The 19,410-nt window shown below is 37.9% G+C and carries 14 protein-coding genes; all 14 read right to left on the reverse strand.

Features of this window, described 5'->3' with window-relative positions; all coding sequences use genetic code 11:
• Positions 1 to 756, reverse strand: a complete 756-nt coding sequence (locus DN064_RS10630; RefSeq protein ID WP_115462639.1) for an SCO family protein — start codon at positions 754 to 756, stop codon at positions 1 to 3.
• The gene (locus DN064_RS10635) at positions 749 to 1,465 is read right to left on the reverse strand and encodes a hypothetical protein (protein ID WP_115462640.1); all 717 of its coding nucleotides are present in this window, start codon (positions 1,463 to 1,465) and stop codon (positions 749 to 751) included. Before DN064_RS10635 ends, DN064_RS10630 begins: the two co-directional genes overlap by 8 nt.
• Before the next feature lie 67 nt (positions 1,466 to 1,532).
• A complete protein-coding gene (locus DN064_RS10640; RefSeq protein WP_115462641.1) occupies positions 1,533 to 1,913 on the reverse strand; it encodes a cytochrome C oxidase subunit IV family protein in 381 nt (126 codons plus the stop codon).
• 21 nt (positions 1,914 to 1,934) lie between these two features.
• Positions 1,935 to 2,933, reverse strand: a complete 999-nt coding sequence (locus DN064_RS10645; protein ID WP_115462642.1) for a cytochrome c oxidase subunit 3 — start codon at positions 2,931 to 2,933, stop codon at positions 1,935 to 1,937.
• A 41-nt stretch (positions 2,934 to 2,974) separates the two neighbouring features.
• The gene (locus DN064_RS10650) at positions 2,975 to 3,565 is read right to left on the reverse strand and encodes a cytochrome c oxidase subunit 3 (protein ID WP_115462643.1); all 591 of its coding nucleotides are present in this window, start codon (positions 3,563 to 3,565) and stop codon (positions 2,975 to 2,977) included.
• Positions 3,566 to 4,459, reverse strand: coding sequence for a heme o synthase (gene cyoE / locus DN064_RS10655; RefSeq protein WP_115462644.1), 894 nt, complete (start codon positions 4,457 to 4,459; stop codon positions 3,566 to 3,568).
• 79 nt (positions 4,460 to 4,538) lie between these two features.
• Positions 4,539 to 6,653, reverse strand: a complete 2,115-nt coding sequence (locus DN064_RS10660) for an energy transducer TonB (protein ID WP_115462645.1) — start codon at positions 6,651 to 6,653, stop codon at positions 4,539 to 4,541.
• 85 nt (positions 6,654 to 6,738) lie between these two features.
• Positions 6,739 to 7,518 carry an energy transducer TonB gene (locus DN064_RS10665; protein ID WP_115462646.1) on the reverse strand — a complete coding sequence of 260 codons (780 nt, stop codon included), beginning with the start codon at positions 7,516 to 7,518 and terminating at the stop codon, positions 6,739 to 6,741.
• Between the two features lie 113 nt (positions 7,519 to 7,631).
• Positions 7,632 to 8,357: an energy transducer TonB gene (locus tag DN064_RS10670; RefSeq protein WP_115462647.1), complete on the reverse strand. Its 726-nt coding sequence runs from the start codon at positions 8,355 to 8,357 to the stop codon at positions 7,632 to 7,634.
• A 59-nt stretch (positions 8,358 to 8,416) separates the two neighbouring features.
• On the reverse strand, positions 8,417 to 8,770 hold the full coding sequence (locus DN064_RS10675) for a VanZ family protein (protein ID WP_157962294.1): 354 nt from the start codon (positions 8,768 to 8,770) through the stop codon (positions 8,417 to 8,419).
• Between the two features lie 7 nt (positions 8,771 to 8,777).
• The gene (gcvH, locus tag DN064_RS10680; protein WP_115462649.1) at positions 8,778 to 9,158 is read right to left on the reverse strand and encodes a glycine cleavage system protein GcvH; all 381 of its coding nucleotides are present in this window, start codon (positions 9,156 to 9,158) and stop codon (positions 8,778 to 8,780) included.
• Between the two features lie 60 nt (positions 9,159 to 9,218).
• A complete protein-coding gene (gene sov / locus DN064_RS10685) occupies positions 9,219 to 16,427 on the reverse strand; it encodes a T9SS outer membrane translocon Sov/SprA (protein ID WP_115462650.1) in 7,209 nt (2,402 codons plus the stop codon).
• A gap of 4 nt (positions 16,428 to 16,431) precedes the next feature.
• On the reverse strand, positions 16,432 to 17,013 hold the full coding sequence (gene ruvA / locus DN064_RS10690; protein ID WP_115462651.1) for a Holliday junction branch migration protein RuvA: 582 nt from the start codon (positions 17,011 to 17,013) through the stop codon (positions 16,432 to 16,434).
• A gap of 81 nt (positions 17,014 to 17,094) precedes the next feature.
• The gene (locus DN064_RS10695) at positions 17,095 to 19,374 is read right to left on the reverse strand and encodes an NADP-dependent malic enzyme (protein WP_115462652.1); all 2,280 of its coding nucleotides are present in this window, start codon (positions 19,372 to 19,374) and stop codon (positions 17,095 to 17,097) included.
• Positions 19,375 to 19,410 lie beyond the last annotated feature (36 nt).

Raw genomic sequence — 19,410 nt, forward strand, 5'->3', positions numbered from 1 at the left:
TTATTCGTTTAAAAGTTTAGTAATATCTTCTTTTAGAATGGTAATCTCCTGAGGAATTCCCTCATCATCCTGACCCTCCAACTCAGATACAATCCCATTGTAATATATCATTGGACTTCCATACTGATTCAATCGACTCCTGATATATCCCTCTTTATCTATGAGTGCAAAATTACCAGAGTGCTCAAAACCACCTTCAACCTCAGCGTCTTCCGCAGTATATAGATTAAACCCCTTGTTGGCAAGGTCATAGATAGTCTCCTTATTGCCCGTCATTAAATTCCAATTAGGATTTGTAATCCCATATTTCTCGGCATACGCTTTTAAAACTTCAGGAGTATCGATACGAGGCGTAATAGTAAATGATGCTACCCCAAAATTATCACTTGTTGAAAAATGATTTTGAACTTGAACCAAGTTATAGTTCATTTTCGGGCAAATAGTTGGGCATGTTGTAAAGAAAAATTCAACTACATAGACTTTACCTAAATAATCTTTATTTGACACCAACTCACCATTTTGATTGATGAATTCGAATTCTGGTACTTTTTTACGTTCCCCGTTAATGACTAGATATTCAATATCTGAGGAATCAGATGTTTCTCCATCTGAAACGGTTACAGAATTGGATCGACTCTCTTCCCTTGTTATGTCATTATTAGATATGCGATCTACAATCCTAGGCACAAAAATAATCCCGAAGACTAAAATTATAAATGCGATTCCTATGTAAGAGTAGTTTGTTTGTTTAGCCATTGTCTTTTTTTAAGTCTGAAGCACGTCTTGTAGTGGAGTCAAATTGACCTTTACGCTTCTGTCTGTATTCGGTAAATAGAATTCGAAGATCTTCACTCATTTTGTTTTTTATCACCGACACTTTAATGCAGTCATAATCCATCAACCTATATGCAGGCTTATTGGCCTCCAATTCTTTCTTATCTCTCGCGTCTATTCGCCCCCTTTGATTAAGGTCCTTATCAACAATAAACACATTATGAGTAGAAAAATCCGAATCTAGAAATACAGAGGCGTCGAGGCTTTTATAAAGTTGCTCGATCTGCTCAGGACTACCGTATACGTAGTGCCAAAATTTTAAATCTTCGTAGGTATTAATCTCCTTTTTTAACGACTCAATAGCAGCTTCAGTTCCTATCGGTTGCACAATAACAATCTGAAACTTCTTAAACCCTTTAAACTTATCATAAATTAGTTCTTTAAGATTAGAGGCGCCAATGGCATTGGATAAAGGATCAGAGCCTAAAAACCCAACAATAGTTATATGGTCTTTTAGCATAATTTTATCATCGGTGTCACTAGAAAAACCATTTAAATCTATAACACCTTCATTAACCACATCCAGAGGAACATAATTGTGTTTAGCTGGGTATAGCATCAATAAAAACAATACTGGTAAGAAGAAGAGAATACCTAGAACCAGATAGCGTTTCCGACTGTTATTTTTCATTTTGCAAAAATAAAAAAGGCGGTTAACAATAACCACCTTTTAATATCAATTAACGAAAGAAATCAATTTAAAAATCTCTCTTAATAAACGTGGTTTCATAAACATCAAAAACGTATCCACCTTCTTGTAATAAGATAAATATCAAATAACAAATTAAGAAAACAGCAGTCCAGACCACCATACGTCTTAAACTTGCTTTTTCATCACGCATGTGCATGAAATCCCAGGTAATGTAATACGCTTTTACAATAGTGAGGATGATGAATATCCAATTAAGAATTTTCATTCCTAATACTGGTTGCATCAATGAGGCAGGCTTATAAATACCTAATACAACCTCAACCGCAGTTATAATAGAGAGCAGTATAAGAACTCCCCAAATTTTTTGAGTATTGGACTTAAACTTTATTAGCCCTCTTAATATTTCTAATTTATGTGCGTGTGCCATTATAATCTAACCTTAACTGTCTTAAACCAAATAAAAGAATGTAAATACAAAAACCCAGACCAAATCTACAAAGTGCCAGTATAATCCAACCTTCTCAACCATTTCATAACTACCACGTCTTTCATAAGTCCCTAATATAACATTGAAGAATATGATAATATTAATTACCACACCAGAGAATACGTGGAATCCGTGGAAACCAGTAATAAAGAAAAAGAAATCAGCAAATAGAGGGCTTCCATATTCGTTAACACGAAGATTTGCACCTTCTACAACACCAACCCCATTGGCCTTAAGTTGCTTTACCGATTCAGATCTTGACAAAACCGTCTTTTCGCCTTCTTCATTGATAATTTGTGTTCTTATCTGTAAGTCTGGATTTGCCTCAAACCCTGCAATCACCTCATTAACAGTATATGTAGGCAAGCTGCCTTCGCTTTGGAACCATAGTCCATTTTTACGTTCATGACGAACACGATCACCCTCCTGGGCTATTGCAAAATCTGCTAATGCAACACGCTTAAACTTCTCTTGACCATCAACCTCGACGTACTGTCCAAACTGAAGAATATTTCCACCTTTGGTTTCAATAGCTCCATAATCTCCTTTGATGAAGGTTGCCCATTCCCAAGCCTGAGAACCTACAAAAATCGCCCCGCCAATAATAGTCAAGAACATGTAGAGAATAACCTTTTTCTGATTCATATTATGACCAGCATCTACAGCTAAAACCATAGTTACAGAGGACATGATAAGAATAAAGGTCATAAATGCCACATAGATCATCGGTAACTCCTGACCATGCAAGAAAGGAACGTGTGTAAAGACCTCATCGGCAATTGGCCATGCGTCAATAAATTTAAATCTTGAAAAACCATAAGCTGCCAAGAAACCAGAAAAGGTCAAGGCATCAGAAACAATGAAAAACCACATCATTAGTTTTCCGTAACTAGCTCCTAATGGCTGGTTACCCCCACCCCATGTTTTTCCTTCGGTTCCAGTTGTTACTGTAGTATCCATATACTGCGTGTCAATTAGATTTTAAGATTGGACAAAAATAATCAAATTATGTATCTAAAAAAATATAAAAACAAAAACAGGTAGAGCCACAACAAATCAACGAAATGCCAGAAGTTTGCTGCTAATTCGAAGCCTAGCATGTCCTGAGAATTGTACTTTTTCCTAAGGTTTTTTATCAGTATCACACCCAATGCAATTAATGCAACAACAACGTGAGCAATATGTACTGTAGCTATTAGAAAAACATACGACATAGTAATGTTACTAGTAGGGCCTGTGAAGTTATAGCCCTCACCAATAATTTGACTAAATCCAATAAACTGGTTGTTAATAAAAATAATGCCAAGTACTAACGTGATTAGCACCCAAAAGCTAGCAGCATTCAATTTATCTCTTCGTAAGTTATACTTAGCAACCATGATGGCAACACTACTTATAAGAATAACAACCAAACTAACGAAGAAAGCATCTGGTAATTGAAAATTGTCCAACCAATCATCCCTCTTACTACTAACAATAAAGGCGCTAGTTAGTGCCGCAAATGACATGATTAATGAGAGAATCCCAAACCATAACATCATTTTTTTTGATCTCGCCTTCTTTTCTTTTGGTGTTCCCTGAGTTAAATCCATTTATCTCAAAAATTTATCAATTACGTAAATAATCTGTAATAATGTAATATAAGTAACACTGCTCAACATCAATCGCTTTGCAGCCTTAACAGTCTTCTCCTTAAATAAGATGAGGGCATAGTACAGCATTACCAAGCCTAGCAGGAATACAATGATGGCCCCAACAATTGATAATTTAAGTTCACCTGTAAAACCAAATACCGGAATAATGGAAGCTATGATGGTCCATACGGTATACATAATAATCTGAACCGCAGTTCCTTTATCAGGTTTACCAGTTGGTAACATTTTAAATCCACCACGCTGGTAATCGTCATGTAGAAACCATCCAATGGACCAGAAATGAGGAAATTGCCAGAAAAATTGAATCGCAAAAAGGGTTCCGGGTTCAATTCCAAAACTGTTTCTAGCCGCCACCCATCCAAGCATAAAGGGAATTGCACCAGGTAGTGCTCCCACAAACACCGCTAATGGGGTTTTGGTTTTTAAAGGAGTATAGACACTCGTATATAAGAAAATTGAAATAGCACCCCACATCGCTGTTTTTGGGTTGATCACATATAAGGTTACAATCCCTAGAATAGTAAACAATACTGCAACGGAGAAGGCCACATTAACAGACATTCTTCCTGAAGGAATGGGTCTATTTTGTGTCCTCAGCATTAAGGCGTCTAGGTCTCTCTCAATAATTTGATTGTAAGCATTGGAAGCACCTACCATAAAATAGCCACCAAAGGCCAATAATAATAATGTTGTAAATTCAATTTGTTCCGCGCCAAGAAAGTATCCAGCAATAGAGGAAAAAACCACACTTAAGGATAAACCCATCTTGGTGATTTCTTTGAAATCGAGAACTACCGAACTTACTGAAATGGAACTTTTTATACTACCCAAACCTCTGACTTTCTATCTTTTTCTAAGCGAGGGCAAAGATACTTTGAAAAAAAGTTTTGGCCAATGGAATAAGTAAATATTAAAAATCGAAATACCAGTTAAAGAGATCTGTTCTCAATCCCATTGTAAACCAAACGGTGCTGCTCTTCATAGCTGTCGCCGTTTCGGCTGTTGGATCAAAATTTCTGTAACTAAGGTTGGCAAATAGTCTTAAATTACTAACAGGGTTTATAACATATCCCCCTTGTAGTTCCCCGTGAAAAACACTGGTACTATTTCCTTGGCCTATTTTTACACCTGAATCAAAAGGACGGTCATTTTCGTTGCGGTAAATATTACCCCCATAATTAAAGCTATCGTCTTCCGAATTAAAGTCCAAACCACGCGTTCCAAAGACTAGTTTAGCATCACCAAACCAACGCTTGTAATTATAGCGTCCAATGAGAATGAACTCTCTAAAATTACCTCCCCATAAATGCGCCATGGCTTGGTTAGCATGTGCATAATTTAAAACAATTGTATTGTGTGAATAGGTATAGGGCCTAACCTGATTGTATTCAGCTTGAAGTAATAAATTTTCAACCCCAAAGGCATCATAGTATTTGGCACCTAATTGGAAGCCAAACTTGTTTTTCCAACTGCCATTCCCCCCAAATACGTCACTAGTAGAAAATTCATCAATGAGCAATTGAGTGTATAAATTGAGGCGATCGTTCCATTTGTATTTTCCTGATAGTCCCAAAAGTGCATTCCCAGCCCCCTGACCGGTATTAAACTCAATAGCTCTAAAAAATATGAAAGGATGCATGTAATTAAAATCAAAACCACGACCGTTGGAATTATCCCAAATAACCGATTCGAATAAACCAATATTCAATTTCTTGGATACATTCCAACTCAGGTAGTGATTTGCCATATATTTTGGCAAATAGGCCTTGTCCTCAATCACCTCGTCCCTAACGTCTCTTAAGCCCATCCAGGTACTTGTAAATTTAATCTTCCAAAACTTAAAATTAGTTTTGAAAAAGGGATAGGGACTGGCAAAATCACTTTGGAATAAAGATCGATAACCATCCCCAATAAAGTTTTTTCCATAGCCTAGTTGTAGATTGACCCACTTGGCTGGAGTAAAGGAAATATTTGCTTCTGCCACAGGGTAATCGTATGAATCTGTTTTAAAGCGTTTGGCAATTCCTCGGCCTGGGATAATGGCTGGATCAGGACCCGAAGCACGAATGCTTTCGGCGTACTGATTGTAATAATTTGCAAATCTACCCTGGCTCTCAAAAACAGTCGCTGAGATACTAAATTTACGACCTAGACCAGCTTGAATTAAAATCCCTCGCGTGTTATTATAGGTATAGTCAAATTGGGCTTCGGTGTCATGACCAATTTGAAGGTCAAATACAGGGTCCAGTACAAAATAATAATCTTTACCCTGAACCTCTACTAAATGTTCGTTCCAAAGTTTGCGACCCCACCAACTTGTTTTGTCTTTGGCCAGGGCTTCCTTTTCAGCCTTAAAATCGTAATAAGGGTTAACTTCTTCATAAACAAAAGGTTTGGCAGCAGTATGACTGTTAGATCCCGGAATATTCATAGCCCTGTCAAAACGAGCATAATAATTATGAGTAAAAGGAATATTTAAGGGGCTGTTATATTCTAACTTCTGATATTTTCTTGTCTGTGCGTTGATACTATCAATTTCATTTGAAAAGCGCTCCATGTCCTTTTTTTCTTCAGCTTTTTTATTTGCTTCAAGTTGAAGTTGCTGATCTGGACTTATTAATGGGATTCTTATCTTGATGGTATATTGAGCAAAGGTTGGATTTCCATTGTAGGTTGCAGGCTCAATAGCAGGCGCCTCTTCAAACACCCTAACTGTCTCCTGTTTGAGTTCGTCGTAGATAGCATCTACAAATACAGTTTTAAATCGGCCTTCTCTATCGACCTCAAAGAGCACTTCTACCGTTCCATTATACGACTCGTTGGAAACTACTTCTGGAACTTTAAAATTCTTAAATAGATAGTCATTAAGTTCATACCTAAAGCAATGAATTAAACTGTCAATTGGTGTGTCTTTACAATTTGGAAAAACAGGCGGCTTCTCATAGGTTTTACTTGTGCGCTCTTGAGCGGTAGATAAAATCCCGAGCAATCCGAATAAACATAGGAGAACTATTCGTAACAACATTTGGGCATTTGGTCTGCGAAAGATACTATTTTTTCTGCCCCAAAAAAGAAAAAACCACCATTGCTGGTGGTTTAACTTAGTATATTTAATCTCTTACCTGAAAGATAATTGGCAAGGTATAAATAACCCGTACAGGGGTGTTACCTTGATATCCAGGTTCCATTTTCGGGATCTTATTAATAACACGTTGCGCTTCCGTTTCAAGCTCTGGATGCGGAGCTCTTGCTTTAATACCGTCAATTTCACCATTAGTTCCAATTGTAAATTCCACCCAAATACGTTGCTTTCCAATTAGGCCATTCTCTCCAGCGATATTTGTATTAAACTTCCGTCTTACAATTTTCCCAATTTTATTGGACATACATTTAGTCAGGTCTTCTCGTTTACTGAATTTCTCACACCCTGGAAAAACTGGTACCTTTTGAACTGAGTTGATATTGACAGGCTCGTCTTCTACTTCAACAACCTTAATATCCTCGATGGATAATGCTGGTTCTTCAACACTTGGTTCATCCGATACTACCGATTCCAGAATTGGGTCATCAGCTTCTATAAATTGAATGGTATCAAAGGTATGAGTAGGGATTGGTTTCCCTACTTCAGGTCGGTTCTTCTTAATGATCTGTGGTTTAACTTCAGTCAACGCTACTTCTATTAAACCATCCTGAGGATTGAGAACTGGTGGTGAAATCACCTTGTTAGAAAACTGCATTTCTAGCAGTGCATAGGTACCTAGCAAACATAGGATGAGGCCTATTTGAAAGTAGATGCTTGCGTTTTTTTGTAAATTTACATCTTGCTTTTTGGTAGTCTCAGACACCTTTATACTCTGACCAGTACGCCGGTGTTGTTTTGATTTTTTCATAATACTAAAATTAAAGAGTTAGTATTGCGAAGTCACAAGAAACGTACCAAAAAGAAAAACCCCGTTCAATTAAATTTGAACGGGGTTTGTTATATTTTTAAGTAATAAAAATACTAATCCTGAACTTGAAACAAAATTGGTAAACTGTAGGGTACTGTTACAGCCTTACCTCTTTGTCTACCGGGCTCCATTTTTGGTAATAAGCCAATAACGCGTTTTGCTTCTTTTTCTAATCCTGGGTGGGGAGCTCTAGCACCAACACTAGTGATATTTCCATTTTTATCAATTTTAAAGAATACACTGATTCTTTGACGACCACTAAGCCCTAGATCACCTGCTAAATCAGTATTAAACTTTCTATTCACAAACTTGGATATCTTCTCAGACATACATTTTTTCTTGGCATCATTAGTCTTTTTCTTTTCGCAGCCAGGAAAAACTGGAACATTCTCAATTACCGCAAAAGGAACCTCAACATCTTCTTCAACTTCTTCTACCTCTACATCTTCAACTTCAACAATTTCAGTATCCATTTCAGTTTCTGTAGATTCGATAACTGTTTCTTCAACCTCTTCCTCATCCTCAACAACTTCAATAACTTCAGGTGCTGGTGGAGGTGGTGGAGGTGGTGGTGGAGGTGTTACCAACTGTTCTGTGATTGGAATTTCCTCATCCAACTCATCGTCTAAATTCAATTGACCAATATCAATATCGCTCTTGTCATAGGACTTGTAGTTAATAGACTGATAGGTTACAAATAACATCAGTGCTAAACCTACAGCAAAATAGATGGAACTATTTCTACTTACGTCCGATTTTGGATTTTTCTTAGGTTCCATAAAACTGTGTGATTAGAAAGTCGCTAATTTAATTAAATATTAATGAAAAAAGCAACCTATTAATTTAATTTAACTTTCTTCTTAGACAAGAAACGCACAATAACTATACCAAATAAAACTCCGCAACAATTTGCTGCTAAATCTAGTGCATCAAACGTACGTGATGAATTGATTAAATGCTGTATAGCTTCTAAAAATACCCCATATAATAAGCAAACTATAAACACCGACTTCAAGGCAATGATTGGATATTTAAGTCGGGACCAAGCCCCCCACAGAAAAGAGAAAACCATGTAGGCGCCTACATGGTAAATCTTATCTTCAAAGCCCAAACCCACTTGGGGAATCGACTCTAAGTTTATAAAATTAATAACTGTAATAAATACAGAATAGCCAATTGCGGCAATCAGCAATAGCGTTCTAAGCACCGACTAAGGCCTTGTAATCATCAGCACTCATTAAACCATCAACTTCTGAAGCATCAGATAATTTAATTTTTATCATCCAACCAGCACCGTAAGGATCAGAATTTACCACTTCTGGTTCATCTTCCAAAGACTCGTTAAATTCCACAATTTCACCACTTAATGGTAAAAATAAATCCGACACTGTTTTTACAGCTTCCACGGTACCAAATACTTCTTCAGCATCAAGAGTTTCATCTAAGGTTTCAACTTCAACATAGACTATATCTCCTAATTCTCCTTGTGCAAAGTCTGTAATCCCTACTGTGGCTACATCGCCCTCAATTCTTACCCATTCATGGTCTTTAGTGTACTTAAGTTCGGCTGGTATATTCATTATAATCTGGTAAATAAAATTAGATTACAAAAATAATAGAAATCGTGATTTGGAATTCAATTAATTCCCAAAAATATAGCGCATGGTAACCCCAGCTCTTAAATTTGCCTGAGGGAACGATGTAGAAATGGCGAAGTCTGAAAATGTATAATCGAAGTAAAAGATTCCTGTCAGATTCTTACTAAAGGCATAATCTGCTGTGTAATTAACAGACCAGATCGTCTGACCCGCCGTTATTTGACTATTAAGCACATCCAGGTACCTAATAATTGTTGCATTCTCTCGAACTGCTATATCCATCCTCATATTTAAATCACTACGTATGACCTGTCTGGAACCAGCCAGTGAGGATCGTATTCTTACATCTTTAACACGGTATCCCAACCCAACAATATACTCTCTCCCTTGAGTTTCGGTCACCAAATTGTTATCAAGACTAAGCGATAATAATCGATCGCGTTGCATTTCTAATAAGACCTTTAAAGAGTTTTTCATTTCAAATTCCACGCGAATTAATGGGCTAAACTGCTCCTCCAGATTAATATTGGTATATAGTGTGGGATTCCTGAAATTACCTTGTTGATCTACCTCATCAGGTTGTTCGGGACTATACTCCAAGTTTGTTCTAAATTGGTTAATAGTATAACTTGAACGGTATCCATGCTGAAGCGAGAATCTTCTAAAGTTACTTCTAAACCATGGAATTCGCATAAGGCCAGTGTATTTAACTATCCAATTAGGAATTGCAAAACTCTTAATTGCCGAGGTCCCAACATTCTCTGGATTGGCGCCAGTGTAAGCTGAATAAAAGGCCGGGATGAGAACACTCTGGTTGGTCTTTCCAAATCCTACAGGGAATCCTTCTTCATCTCTTGGAAAGTTGTCGTTGCCATAAAAATCGCGTGCCAGACGATCTGCAATGACCAACCTATTATCACTGAAATTATCAAACGCTGTAGATTCTGTTGCATTACTTTTACTAAATGAGGTGGCAATTATTGCAGATGAAATGGCAAAGTTTCCAACAGTATTTGGATTAAGCGAATTGTATATTCTACTTCCGTCTATGTTTTGATCTACTCTAAAATTCTCGGAGTTACTCTCTGAATAAATACGATTTCCAACCACATCGATCTTAAAATCCTGAAATGGTTCAAGATTGGCCGAATAATCAAAGGTTTTATTCCTAACAGTAGTATACTGCTGATTGAATTGATCGTATTCTGTTAACCAACCATTTCCTGCAGCCTTTTGTCTTATATCGTCCTGTAATCCGAATGTAAATCCTAAACTAGGTTTGGTGGTTCCTAACCATCCTGGTGTCCGCACAAAACCGGGTAGAAAAGTTCCATTATTCTCTCTGTAGGTAAACTGTCCTCTTTTGACCATGGTCACTAAATCAATCAGAGTATTACCGGCCTTTCTTCCTATGCTGGAACCTCCGCTGCTTTGTGATTGGTTCTGTCCTGGTTGACTACGGTTTCCGGCACTCCTATTGTTGGTCTTTTTAACCAGACCTATACTTCGGTATAGCTGATCGAAATTAAAGGTGGTGTTTAAAGCATGTAGATTGGAGTTTTGAATTGTGTTCCCTAAGTTAAATTCTCTTATGTTTCCATTTAAATCTTCACCAATAAAACTGAGATTGATGTCCGAGCCTTTGGTCCATTGAAACGTTCCTGTATATGCATAATTAGCATTAATAAACTCCAAATATGGTATCTTATTTATGGGTAGTGTCCAATTCAATTGAAATTGTTGATTTTGAATATTCGGGTCACCAGGATTAAAGAAGCCATCCCATACGTCCAAACTGGGATCTTGACGTCCGTTTATTATGTTTCCGTCAATAAAATAGTTTCGAACAATATTGTTGTTAGTGGCGGTAAAATTAAAATTGAGGTTATCACTTAAATTATAATTAATCACATACTGAAAATCAAAAGTGTAATTTCTCCTAAATAATTCTTCCACCTGAATATTATCTGCTCCTAATTCAACCTCCCTAAACTTTTGCCTAGTAAACTGCCTTCTAATTTCAGAGTTTACAGAAAAACTTGTTGGCAAAGGATTGAAATTTATATCCTTCAGAATTTTCCAGTACCTACTCTTAAAAAGGGAATCATTTTTCTGGAAAGGTTCTAATCTTATTGGTTCGAAACCAAAATTATAATTGGCTCCCGCCCTGATATTTTCATTCAATGAACTTTCCAGTTCAAAATTGCGCTGCTCGATAGTATTGTGAGAATAGTTGAGTGTGAAATTTTCGACATCATAGAACTGAGCCTGTTTTGCGCTGGTCCTATTCTTTCTAACCCCTATAAAATTGATACTTTTTCGTTTCGTATAATCTTCATTCACCCGAAGTATGGAATCCCTGTTGGCGTTTGGATTATCTAATTGGGTTTGAAGCTCAATATCGCGATAATAGCGATCAAATTTAGGTGTAATTCGTTCTTCGCCAACGCCAAAATTAAAAGGAACCTGAACCCCCCATTCCTTTGGTAATAACTGACCAAGATTCCAATTAGTGACTAGATCGTATTGCTCTATATCTTCACGACTCCGTTCGTTTGGAGTTTGTTCAATACCACCAAATCCTGCAGTACTCTTACTTCCTGTGGCCGAAATGTTAGCAAAGTCAGCCAAGTTAGTGTCAAGGCTCATAACTGCGGCATAACCACCTTCGTTATCCAATCCGGACATTCGCAATTCGTTGTACCAAATTTCGCCGCAAGCATTTCCTGCCGGTGAACGTGTATTTTTAATACCCAGCATCAATACTCTTATATCACCGAAATTTGGATTTCCTTTTACAGCGACCCGTTGTTGTCCAATCGTATAAGGTGAATACTCAGGTACAGCGTCTGGGACCAGTTCTCCATCAATAACATCATAAAAGGTGGGGTCATCATTGGTCAAAGACTGATCAAATATGCCTATTGATTTGATTTGCTGTAAGACTTCTAGCGGCAGGTTGATTTCATTTTGAAATGGCCATACCTGTTCTTCAATAGGTAAACTCGGGTCTATCAAATCGGATTGATAGGTTACTAATGGGACCTCAATTTGATAGAAGTTATCGGTAAAGTCATTACCCATTCTAATAAACCCAATTAACTGTCCGTCCTCTAGGTTTTCACCATCCTGTGGTCGTGCGTGCATAAACATTCGCATACGTTTGTATTGTCGCATGTCTAAGTTTATGTTTTTAAATACCCCTCTGGAGTCTGTTGGAATTAAATCGCAGACCTTCACCACTAATGCTTGCTCGTTTTGACGAATGATGGTGTTATTATTATTGAGCTGTTCACGAACTACGCCTGGAGGACTAACATAGCTGCCATCATTTTGTTGAACTCCAACAATTCCAACACTAAATTCAGCATTTGGACTATTGTTGCCGTCGTCATTATCTAAATCTAACGTATAGCGCCGCCAATCACTCCTAACTAAATCAAACGTAGCAAATCGAAGGACCGTATTTTCCTGAAAACCGGTCATAAACATCCGAATAAAACGGATGGATCGTCTGTCTTGAATACCTCCAATAGCTCGTGTTGCTTCAGCAATAGGCAGCCTAAATTGATACCAGGTAAATTCTTCCGTTTCACCATTTGGAAGGGTCACACTGTTGGTTTTTATATCGTTAATCTGAGGGTTATTAATATTCAAATCTGAAGGATTGATATCAATCTCATACTCAAAATAACTGTCGATGGTATTCATTGTGTTATCCCTGTTGATGTCTTCCACATCAGGTTGCGTAGTAGAACCTCTGTTAGTGTCAGTAAAAGAATCAGGGGTATTTCCATCAAGTCCGTTATACTGCTTATAGCGCTCCAGAATACCTCCCGTAGCATTCAAGAAGTAATTGTAGTTGTCATTTGAAGGGTCTATTAAGTTTGCAAAATTTGGAAAAGCACTTGCTTCTTCTGCATCGTCATAGCCGTCATATCCAACATCTTGATTGGTACGCTCCTGTCCCGTAGTTCCAAAGGTATAAACCAGTGATTGATTTTGAGGTACTACAGTTCCATAGTCAGTAGGGTTAAACAAGGACACATCCCCGTCTTCGGGTAATCCGTTCTCATAGATCTTTTTACCATCTTTTAAAACATCTTCTGAAATGTTTCCAAGATTAATAAATAACTTCCCCCCCTGAGAGCCAGGATTGTTAATAAAAGGATCCTGTACCCAAAACTCAATGAATTCCACATTAGCTTGTTCAAAGTCAGTTGACGTAATCTGTCTTGTTATTCCCGCATAACTATTAGACGGATTTAACGGATTCTCATTGGCTGCATTTGGATCAAAATTATAAGGTCCACGCTCTGTAGGATAATAAGCCATGTCCAAAGTAAAGATGACAGAAGTATTACCCTGAGCAATATCGACCTGTGGAAAAATCTCATTAATAAACACACGTCTTGTTTCGGGTAATGAAATATCATCGTCTGATAATCCTGAAGGTCGCTGAGCACTATAAAAAACAGGATCTATGGTATACCAGTTTAAAAGGGCTCTACCATAACCACTTTGCACACCATTTTGGTAGTTACCTGTAATATTGGTAATACCACTTTCTTCAAAATTTGGTCTACTGGAATGGAACCATGGCAGTGGTGACAAAAGGTCAAAGGTTCCTTGTGTTCCCTCAAAATCATCTATGTAGGCCGTTGCCTCATTATTAAATGAAGTCCCTTTTGGGGCTCCTGGGGATAAAGAGGCAATTTCACCACGCACCGATAAATTTGATGGCACGTCAGTATCTACATTTGGTAACTTATTAACTAATCTGGTAAAGAAAGGTACCTCAGTTGCGTAATTTCCATAAAGACCAAAAATGGAATTATTAATAGGCTCACTGTCAAAATTAGCCTTTTGGGTAATGGGACGTTCATTAAGGTTAAGAAACGTACCTCCAAGAAGAAAATCTTGATTAAACTGGTGTTCGACATTGATCCCAGTAAATCGCCGCGTTTGCTGACCAAAAATGGCATTATTTTCTACTGATACTTCGATGGGGGTATTGGACGCTTTAAGTGCTTCATCCAGAATCTGTACACGCCCCAACTGATAGTTAACTGTATAGTCAATACCCTCAACAAGAACACGACCTCCTGCCGTTACTCTAACAGATCCTCTAGGCACATTAAATGCCCCAATAGGAATTCCATCTCCACCACCGCTACTCTTAAATCGTCCTTTTATTTGAAATTTATTTTTTTGAGCTTCCTCTAGGGCAGCAATTTTTGTTGATTTATAGAGGATGTCATAAACATACTTCTGCTGATTTGGATTATATGTTGTTACATCATCATAATCACCCGGATTGTCTGGATCCTGTAACGTATTAAACAGATATTCCCCAAAAGGTTCAGCCTTAGTGAAAATGATCTTCCCATTTTCTACAATAATGGTAGTTCTGGGTACAAAATCAAAGAATCCATCACCACCCGATTGTGGATCACCATTAAAATTCAGCTTATCTAAATGGAAAAGGCGTATTAAAGGTGTCTCATTGATTTCGGTATCGTCAGTTGGGTCAAATGGTGTATTATTATCAAAAATCGGGAACATAGAACCATCAACTGGTGTTATATAGTTGACGGGTGAAGCCTCTGTGTAAAAAATATTTAGTCTAAAGTCTTCCTGATCCAAATTAAATGCTCCTGTGTCGTAGATGTTTTTCATCATTAGATCCCACACTGGTTGGTCAACCACGGTAACGGCACTTTTCAGCATCTTGAGCACTAAACTATTATTAGCTACCTCTGGGTTTTGTGTTCCATCGCCTTCATCAATTCCTGAAGCATCAATTCCATCGTTAGCAAATTCACCAACTTGAAAGACTTCCCCATTTCTTGTATACTGAAATGCCACGGCAAGTACTTCATCATTCAATAAGCGCTGGTTTAACGAAATATATCCTAACTCAGAATTAAGGATGTAATCAGAACCCTGGTTTAACTTTCGAGCTGTCTCTATTTTACCATAATCAAACCCCTCATTAACTGGAACTAATATCCCGGCTTCCACGTTGGTAATGTCTCTAACATCTTTAGTCAACAAGTTCCCCGGTTCACCAATGGCCTGTGGATTAAATTTATTATTTCCATTGTCGGGATAACTGCCTTGGGGTACATTAACAAAATCTGGAGGAGGATTGGGTAGTCCAATTACATCAGATTCTCCAATATCCTGGAGGGCCACAATATTACGTACATTCTGAGTTTGATTATTACGGTTGGTTACCCAAACCTCAACTCTGGTTATTTGAATTCCATCATTTTGTGGGTACGGATAGGTCAATAAGGCCTTATCATAATTTTCGCGAAAAAACTGAGCTAAGAAAAAGTGTCGGTTCTCATCATAATCTCGCCCAAAAAATTCAAATTCTTCAAGAGTACCACCACCTTGGGCTACCACTTGCCTGGATTGCGATTGTTGCTCTGAGAATACGGCAGTGACAGTAGTTTTACCAAATTGTAACTTTGTTTTTACCCCAAATAATGCCTGTGCCCCCGTAATAAGTGTACTATTTAATGGCATATTTACATTACCAACCTCAATCTTTTGTACAATGTCGTCTTCAGTTGGTGTGTATTCTAACTTAATAAGATTCTGAAAATCGAAGGTGGACTGGGTATCATAATTCGCAGTAATTTGTAGTCGCGTCCCGATTTTACCTAAAAGACTAACGCTAATTCTTTGATCAAAGTCAAATGTGAAATTTCTCCGGTTACGAGGTGAAAAGTTGGGATTGTCTTGTCTAGAATATAATACACCTAGATCCACTTCCACAGAACCTTGCGGTACAATACTTATCACATCACTACCAAAAATGGTTTCAAAGAAGCCTGAATTAACATAAAAATCAGGTAGTAAATTTTTCTGAGCTTCTTCAGACCCCTCCTTTTGTCCAGCCTGAGCATCAATCTTCTGTTGATAATAATCACGCATGCTTTCTTGAAGTACTAGCCTTTCAAATTCAGCAGGTGTAAGTATGAGCGGATAATTGATATTGAAATTACCTATCTGTTCCGTATAAATGTAGCGATCCAAAATAGGATCATAAGTGTATTTCTTAACTATACTGTTAGGGTTTGCAAACTTAACTGGACCCAACGAAAACCCAGTTTTAGTAGTATCTTGAGCTGCATTATTTTCTTGCTGCGCATTACCGGCTAATGCCAACAAGAACAACGCAATAAATAAAAACCGTACCTTAAAGTTATAAGAATTTGTAGTGTTGGTTGTGCTCAATACGTTACAAATTTTTTAGCGCTTCCTTTATGATTTGTTCAACAGGTGCATTGGGTTCCTGAGAAACAATTCGTTGAACAACCTTTTCAGCTTGCTTTTTATTGAACCCAAGAACTTCTAGTGCAGATAACGCTTCATCCTGATTAGTATTGCCTTTTTGCGCAGAAACCTCTTCTATTCCGTAAACCTTTATTACTTTATCTTTCAGATCTAAAATTATCCTTTGCGCGGTTTTAGCCCCGATACCCTTAACGCTTTGTATTTGAGCTACATCCGCATTGGCAATGGCTTCCTTTATTTGATCAGGACTTAATGAAGAGAGCATGGTTCTCGCAGTGCTTGCGCCCACCCCACTAACTGACAGCAATAGCTTAAATAACTCACGCTCCACTTTTGATGAAAACCCGAACAAATTTTGGGCATCTTCCTTTACTTGGAGATAAGTATATAAGCTAATGCTTTCCTGGTCTGGAATTTGAGAATAGGTATGAAGAGAAATATGGACTAAATAGCCAATCCCATTACAATCTATCACAACATCTGTAGGGTTCTTTTCTACAAGCCTTCCCTTAAGGTGTGTTATCATTTAAGTCTGTAGGTTTGGACTCAAATGTAATAAAATAATTGGCATCTTAACGAAAAGTTAAATGAACTATTCACAAGGATATCAAGAGTGTTTTCTCAACTTCTCCTGTGCATCAATTACGGCAATTGCCGTCATATTTACAATCTCTTCAACGCTAGCTCCTAATTGCAGTATGTGCACTGGCTTTTTCATACCCATCATAATAGGTCCAATAGACTCTGCATTATTTAATTCCTTCAATAACTTATAAGTGATGTTTGCTGAATCTAAGTTAGGGAATATCAAGGTATTAACTTTTCGACCAGCTAATTTCGAAAAGGGAAATATCTCCTTAAGCATTTCAGAATTTAAGGCAAAATCAGTCTGAATTTCACCATCAATTATCATATGCGGGAAGTTATCGTGCAAGTAGGCAACTGCTTCATTTACTTTTGATGCACTGGCATGCTCGGACGATCCAAAATTGGAGTAAGATATCATAGCAGTGACTGGTTGCATCCCGAAAAGGTTGACTGTTTTAGCCGTCATTCGGGCAATTGTTACCAAATCCTCAGTATTGGGGTCTATATTAATTGCTGTATCACTTAAAAATAGGGGGCCTCTTTGAGTCAAAAGAATGTTGGTTGTTGCAATTCTAGTAGCACCTTTTGCCATTCCTATAAGATCAAGCATTGGTTTTACAACGGTAGGGTAACTTCTGGAGTAACCTGAAATTAAAGCATCTGCATCACCCTCATTAACCATCATGGCGGCAAAATAATTACGCTCACGCATTATTTTTTGTGCCGAATATTTGGTAACCCCTTCTCTTTCATTCTGTTTCCAATAAATCTCAGCATATCGGTTCTTTCTATCGGTCTCTGAGTCAGCCTTTGGGTCAATAATTGGGACCTCTGCCTCAAAGCCAATTTCATCTTTTAGGCGTTCTATTGCCTCGCGTCGACCTAATAAAATTGGATGTGCAATTCCCTCTTCATAGGCAATTTGAGCTGCCTTAAGTACATCTAATTGATCCGCTTCAGCAAAAACTACGCGTTTAGGATTGGTCTTAGCTCTATTTAAAAGTAACCGGACTAATTTATTATCTGATCCTAATCGTTCAAGAAGACTCTCCTTATATTTATCCCAATCTTTAATGCTTGATTGCGCCACACCGCTTTCAATAGCCGCCTTAGCCACAGCAGGAGGCACTTCAGCAATCAAACGTGGATCAAAAGGTTTTGGAATAATATACTCTCTTCCAAATGTAAGTCTCGTTTCTCCGTAAGCTACATTCACTTGCTCCGGCGCAGGAGTCTTAGCCAATTGTGCTAAAGCCTCAACGGCTGCCATTTTCATTTCTTCATTAATCTTAGTAGCACGGACATCCAAAGCTCCTCTAAATATGAAAGGAAACCCTAAAACATTGTTTACCTGGTTAGGATGATCACTTCTACCAGTAGCCATAATAATATCGTCTCGGGTTTTTACAGCTAGTTCATAACTGATTTCCGGATCTGGATTCGCCATAGCAAATACTATAGGATCTTTTGCCATGGACTCCAGCATCTCAGCAGAAACAATATTTGCCATTGATAATCCGATAAATACATCGGCATCAATCATAGCCTCATCAAGAGTATCAATCTTTCGATGGGTAGCAAATTCAGCCTTTTGAGAGGTTAGATTATCTCGATCATCACGAATCACCCCTTTACTATCCAACATTACGATGTGCTCTCTCTTTGCACCAAAAGCCTGATATAAGCGCGTACAAGAAATAGCTGCTGCCCCTGCACCACTAACCACTATTCTTACATTTTCAATGTTTTTATTAGCAAGTTCCAGAGCATTGAGCAAGGCGGCAGCGGATATTATTGCCGTCCCATGCTGATCGTCATGCATAACTGGTATATCCAATTCCTCTTTAAGTCGCCTTTCAATTTCAAAGGCTTCTGGAGCTTTGATATCCTCTAGATTTATCCCACCAAAAGTAGGTGCTATATTTTTTACCGTTTCAATGAAAGCATCTACATCTTCGGTATCAACCTCAATATCAAAAACATCGATATCTGCAAAAATCTTAAACAAGAGGCCCTTACCTTCCATAACAGGTTTTGAAGCCTCAGGCCCAATATTACCTAACCCTAAAACGGCAGTACCGTTTGATATGACCGCTACAAGATTCCCCTTAGTGGTATACTTGTAAACATTATTGACATCCTTATCGATTTCCAAGCAAGGTTCAGCAACACCTGGAGAGTATGCCAGAGACAAATCTCTTTGGGTAGCATATCGCTTGGTTGGAATAACCTTTATTTTTCCTGGTGAAGGCTTCGCATGGTATACCAAAGCCTCTTTTCGCCTACTTTCTTCGCTCATATTATGAATTAAAGTAAGCAACAAAGATAATTATTG

It is taken from the genome of Winogradskyella aurantiaca, from assembly GCF_003362725.1.
Classification (GTDB): domain Bacteria; phylum Bacteroidota; class Bacteroidia; order Flavobacteriales; family Flavobacteriaceae; genus Winogradskyella_A; species Winogradskyella_A aurantiaca.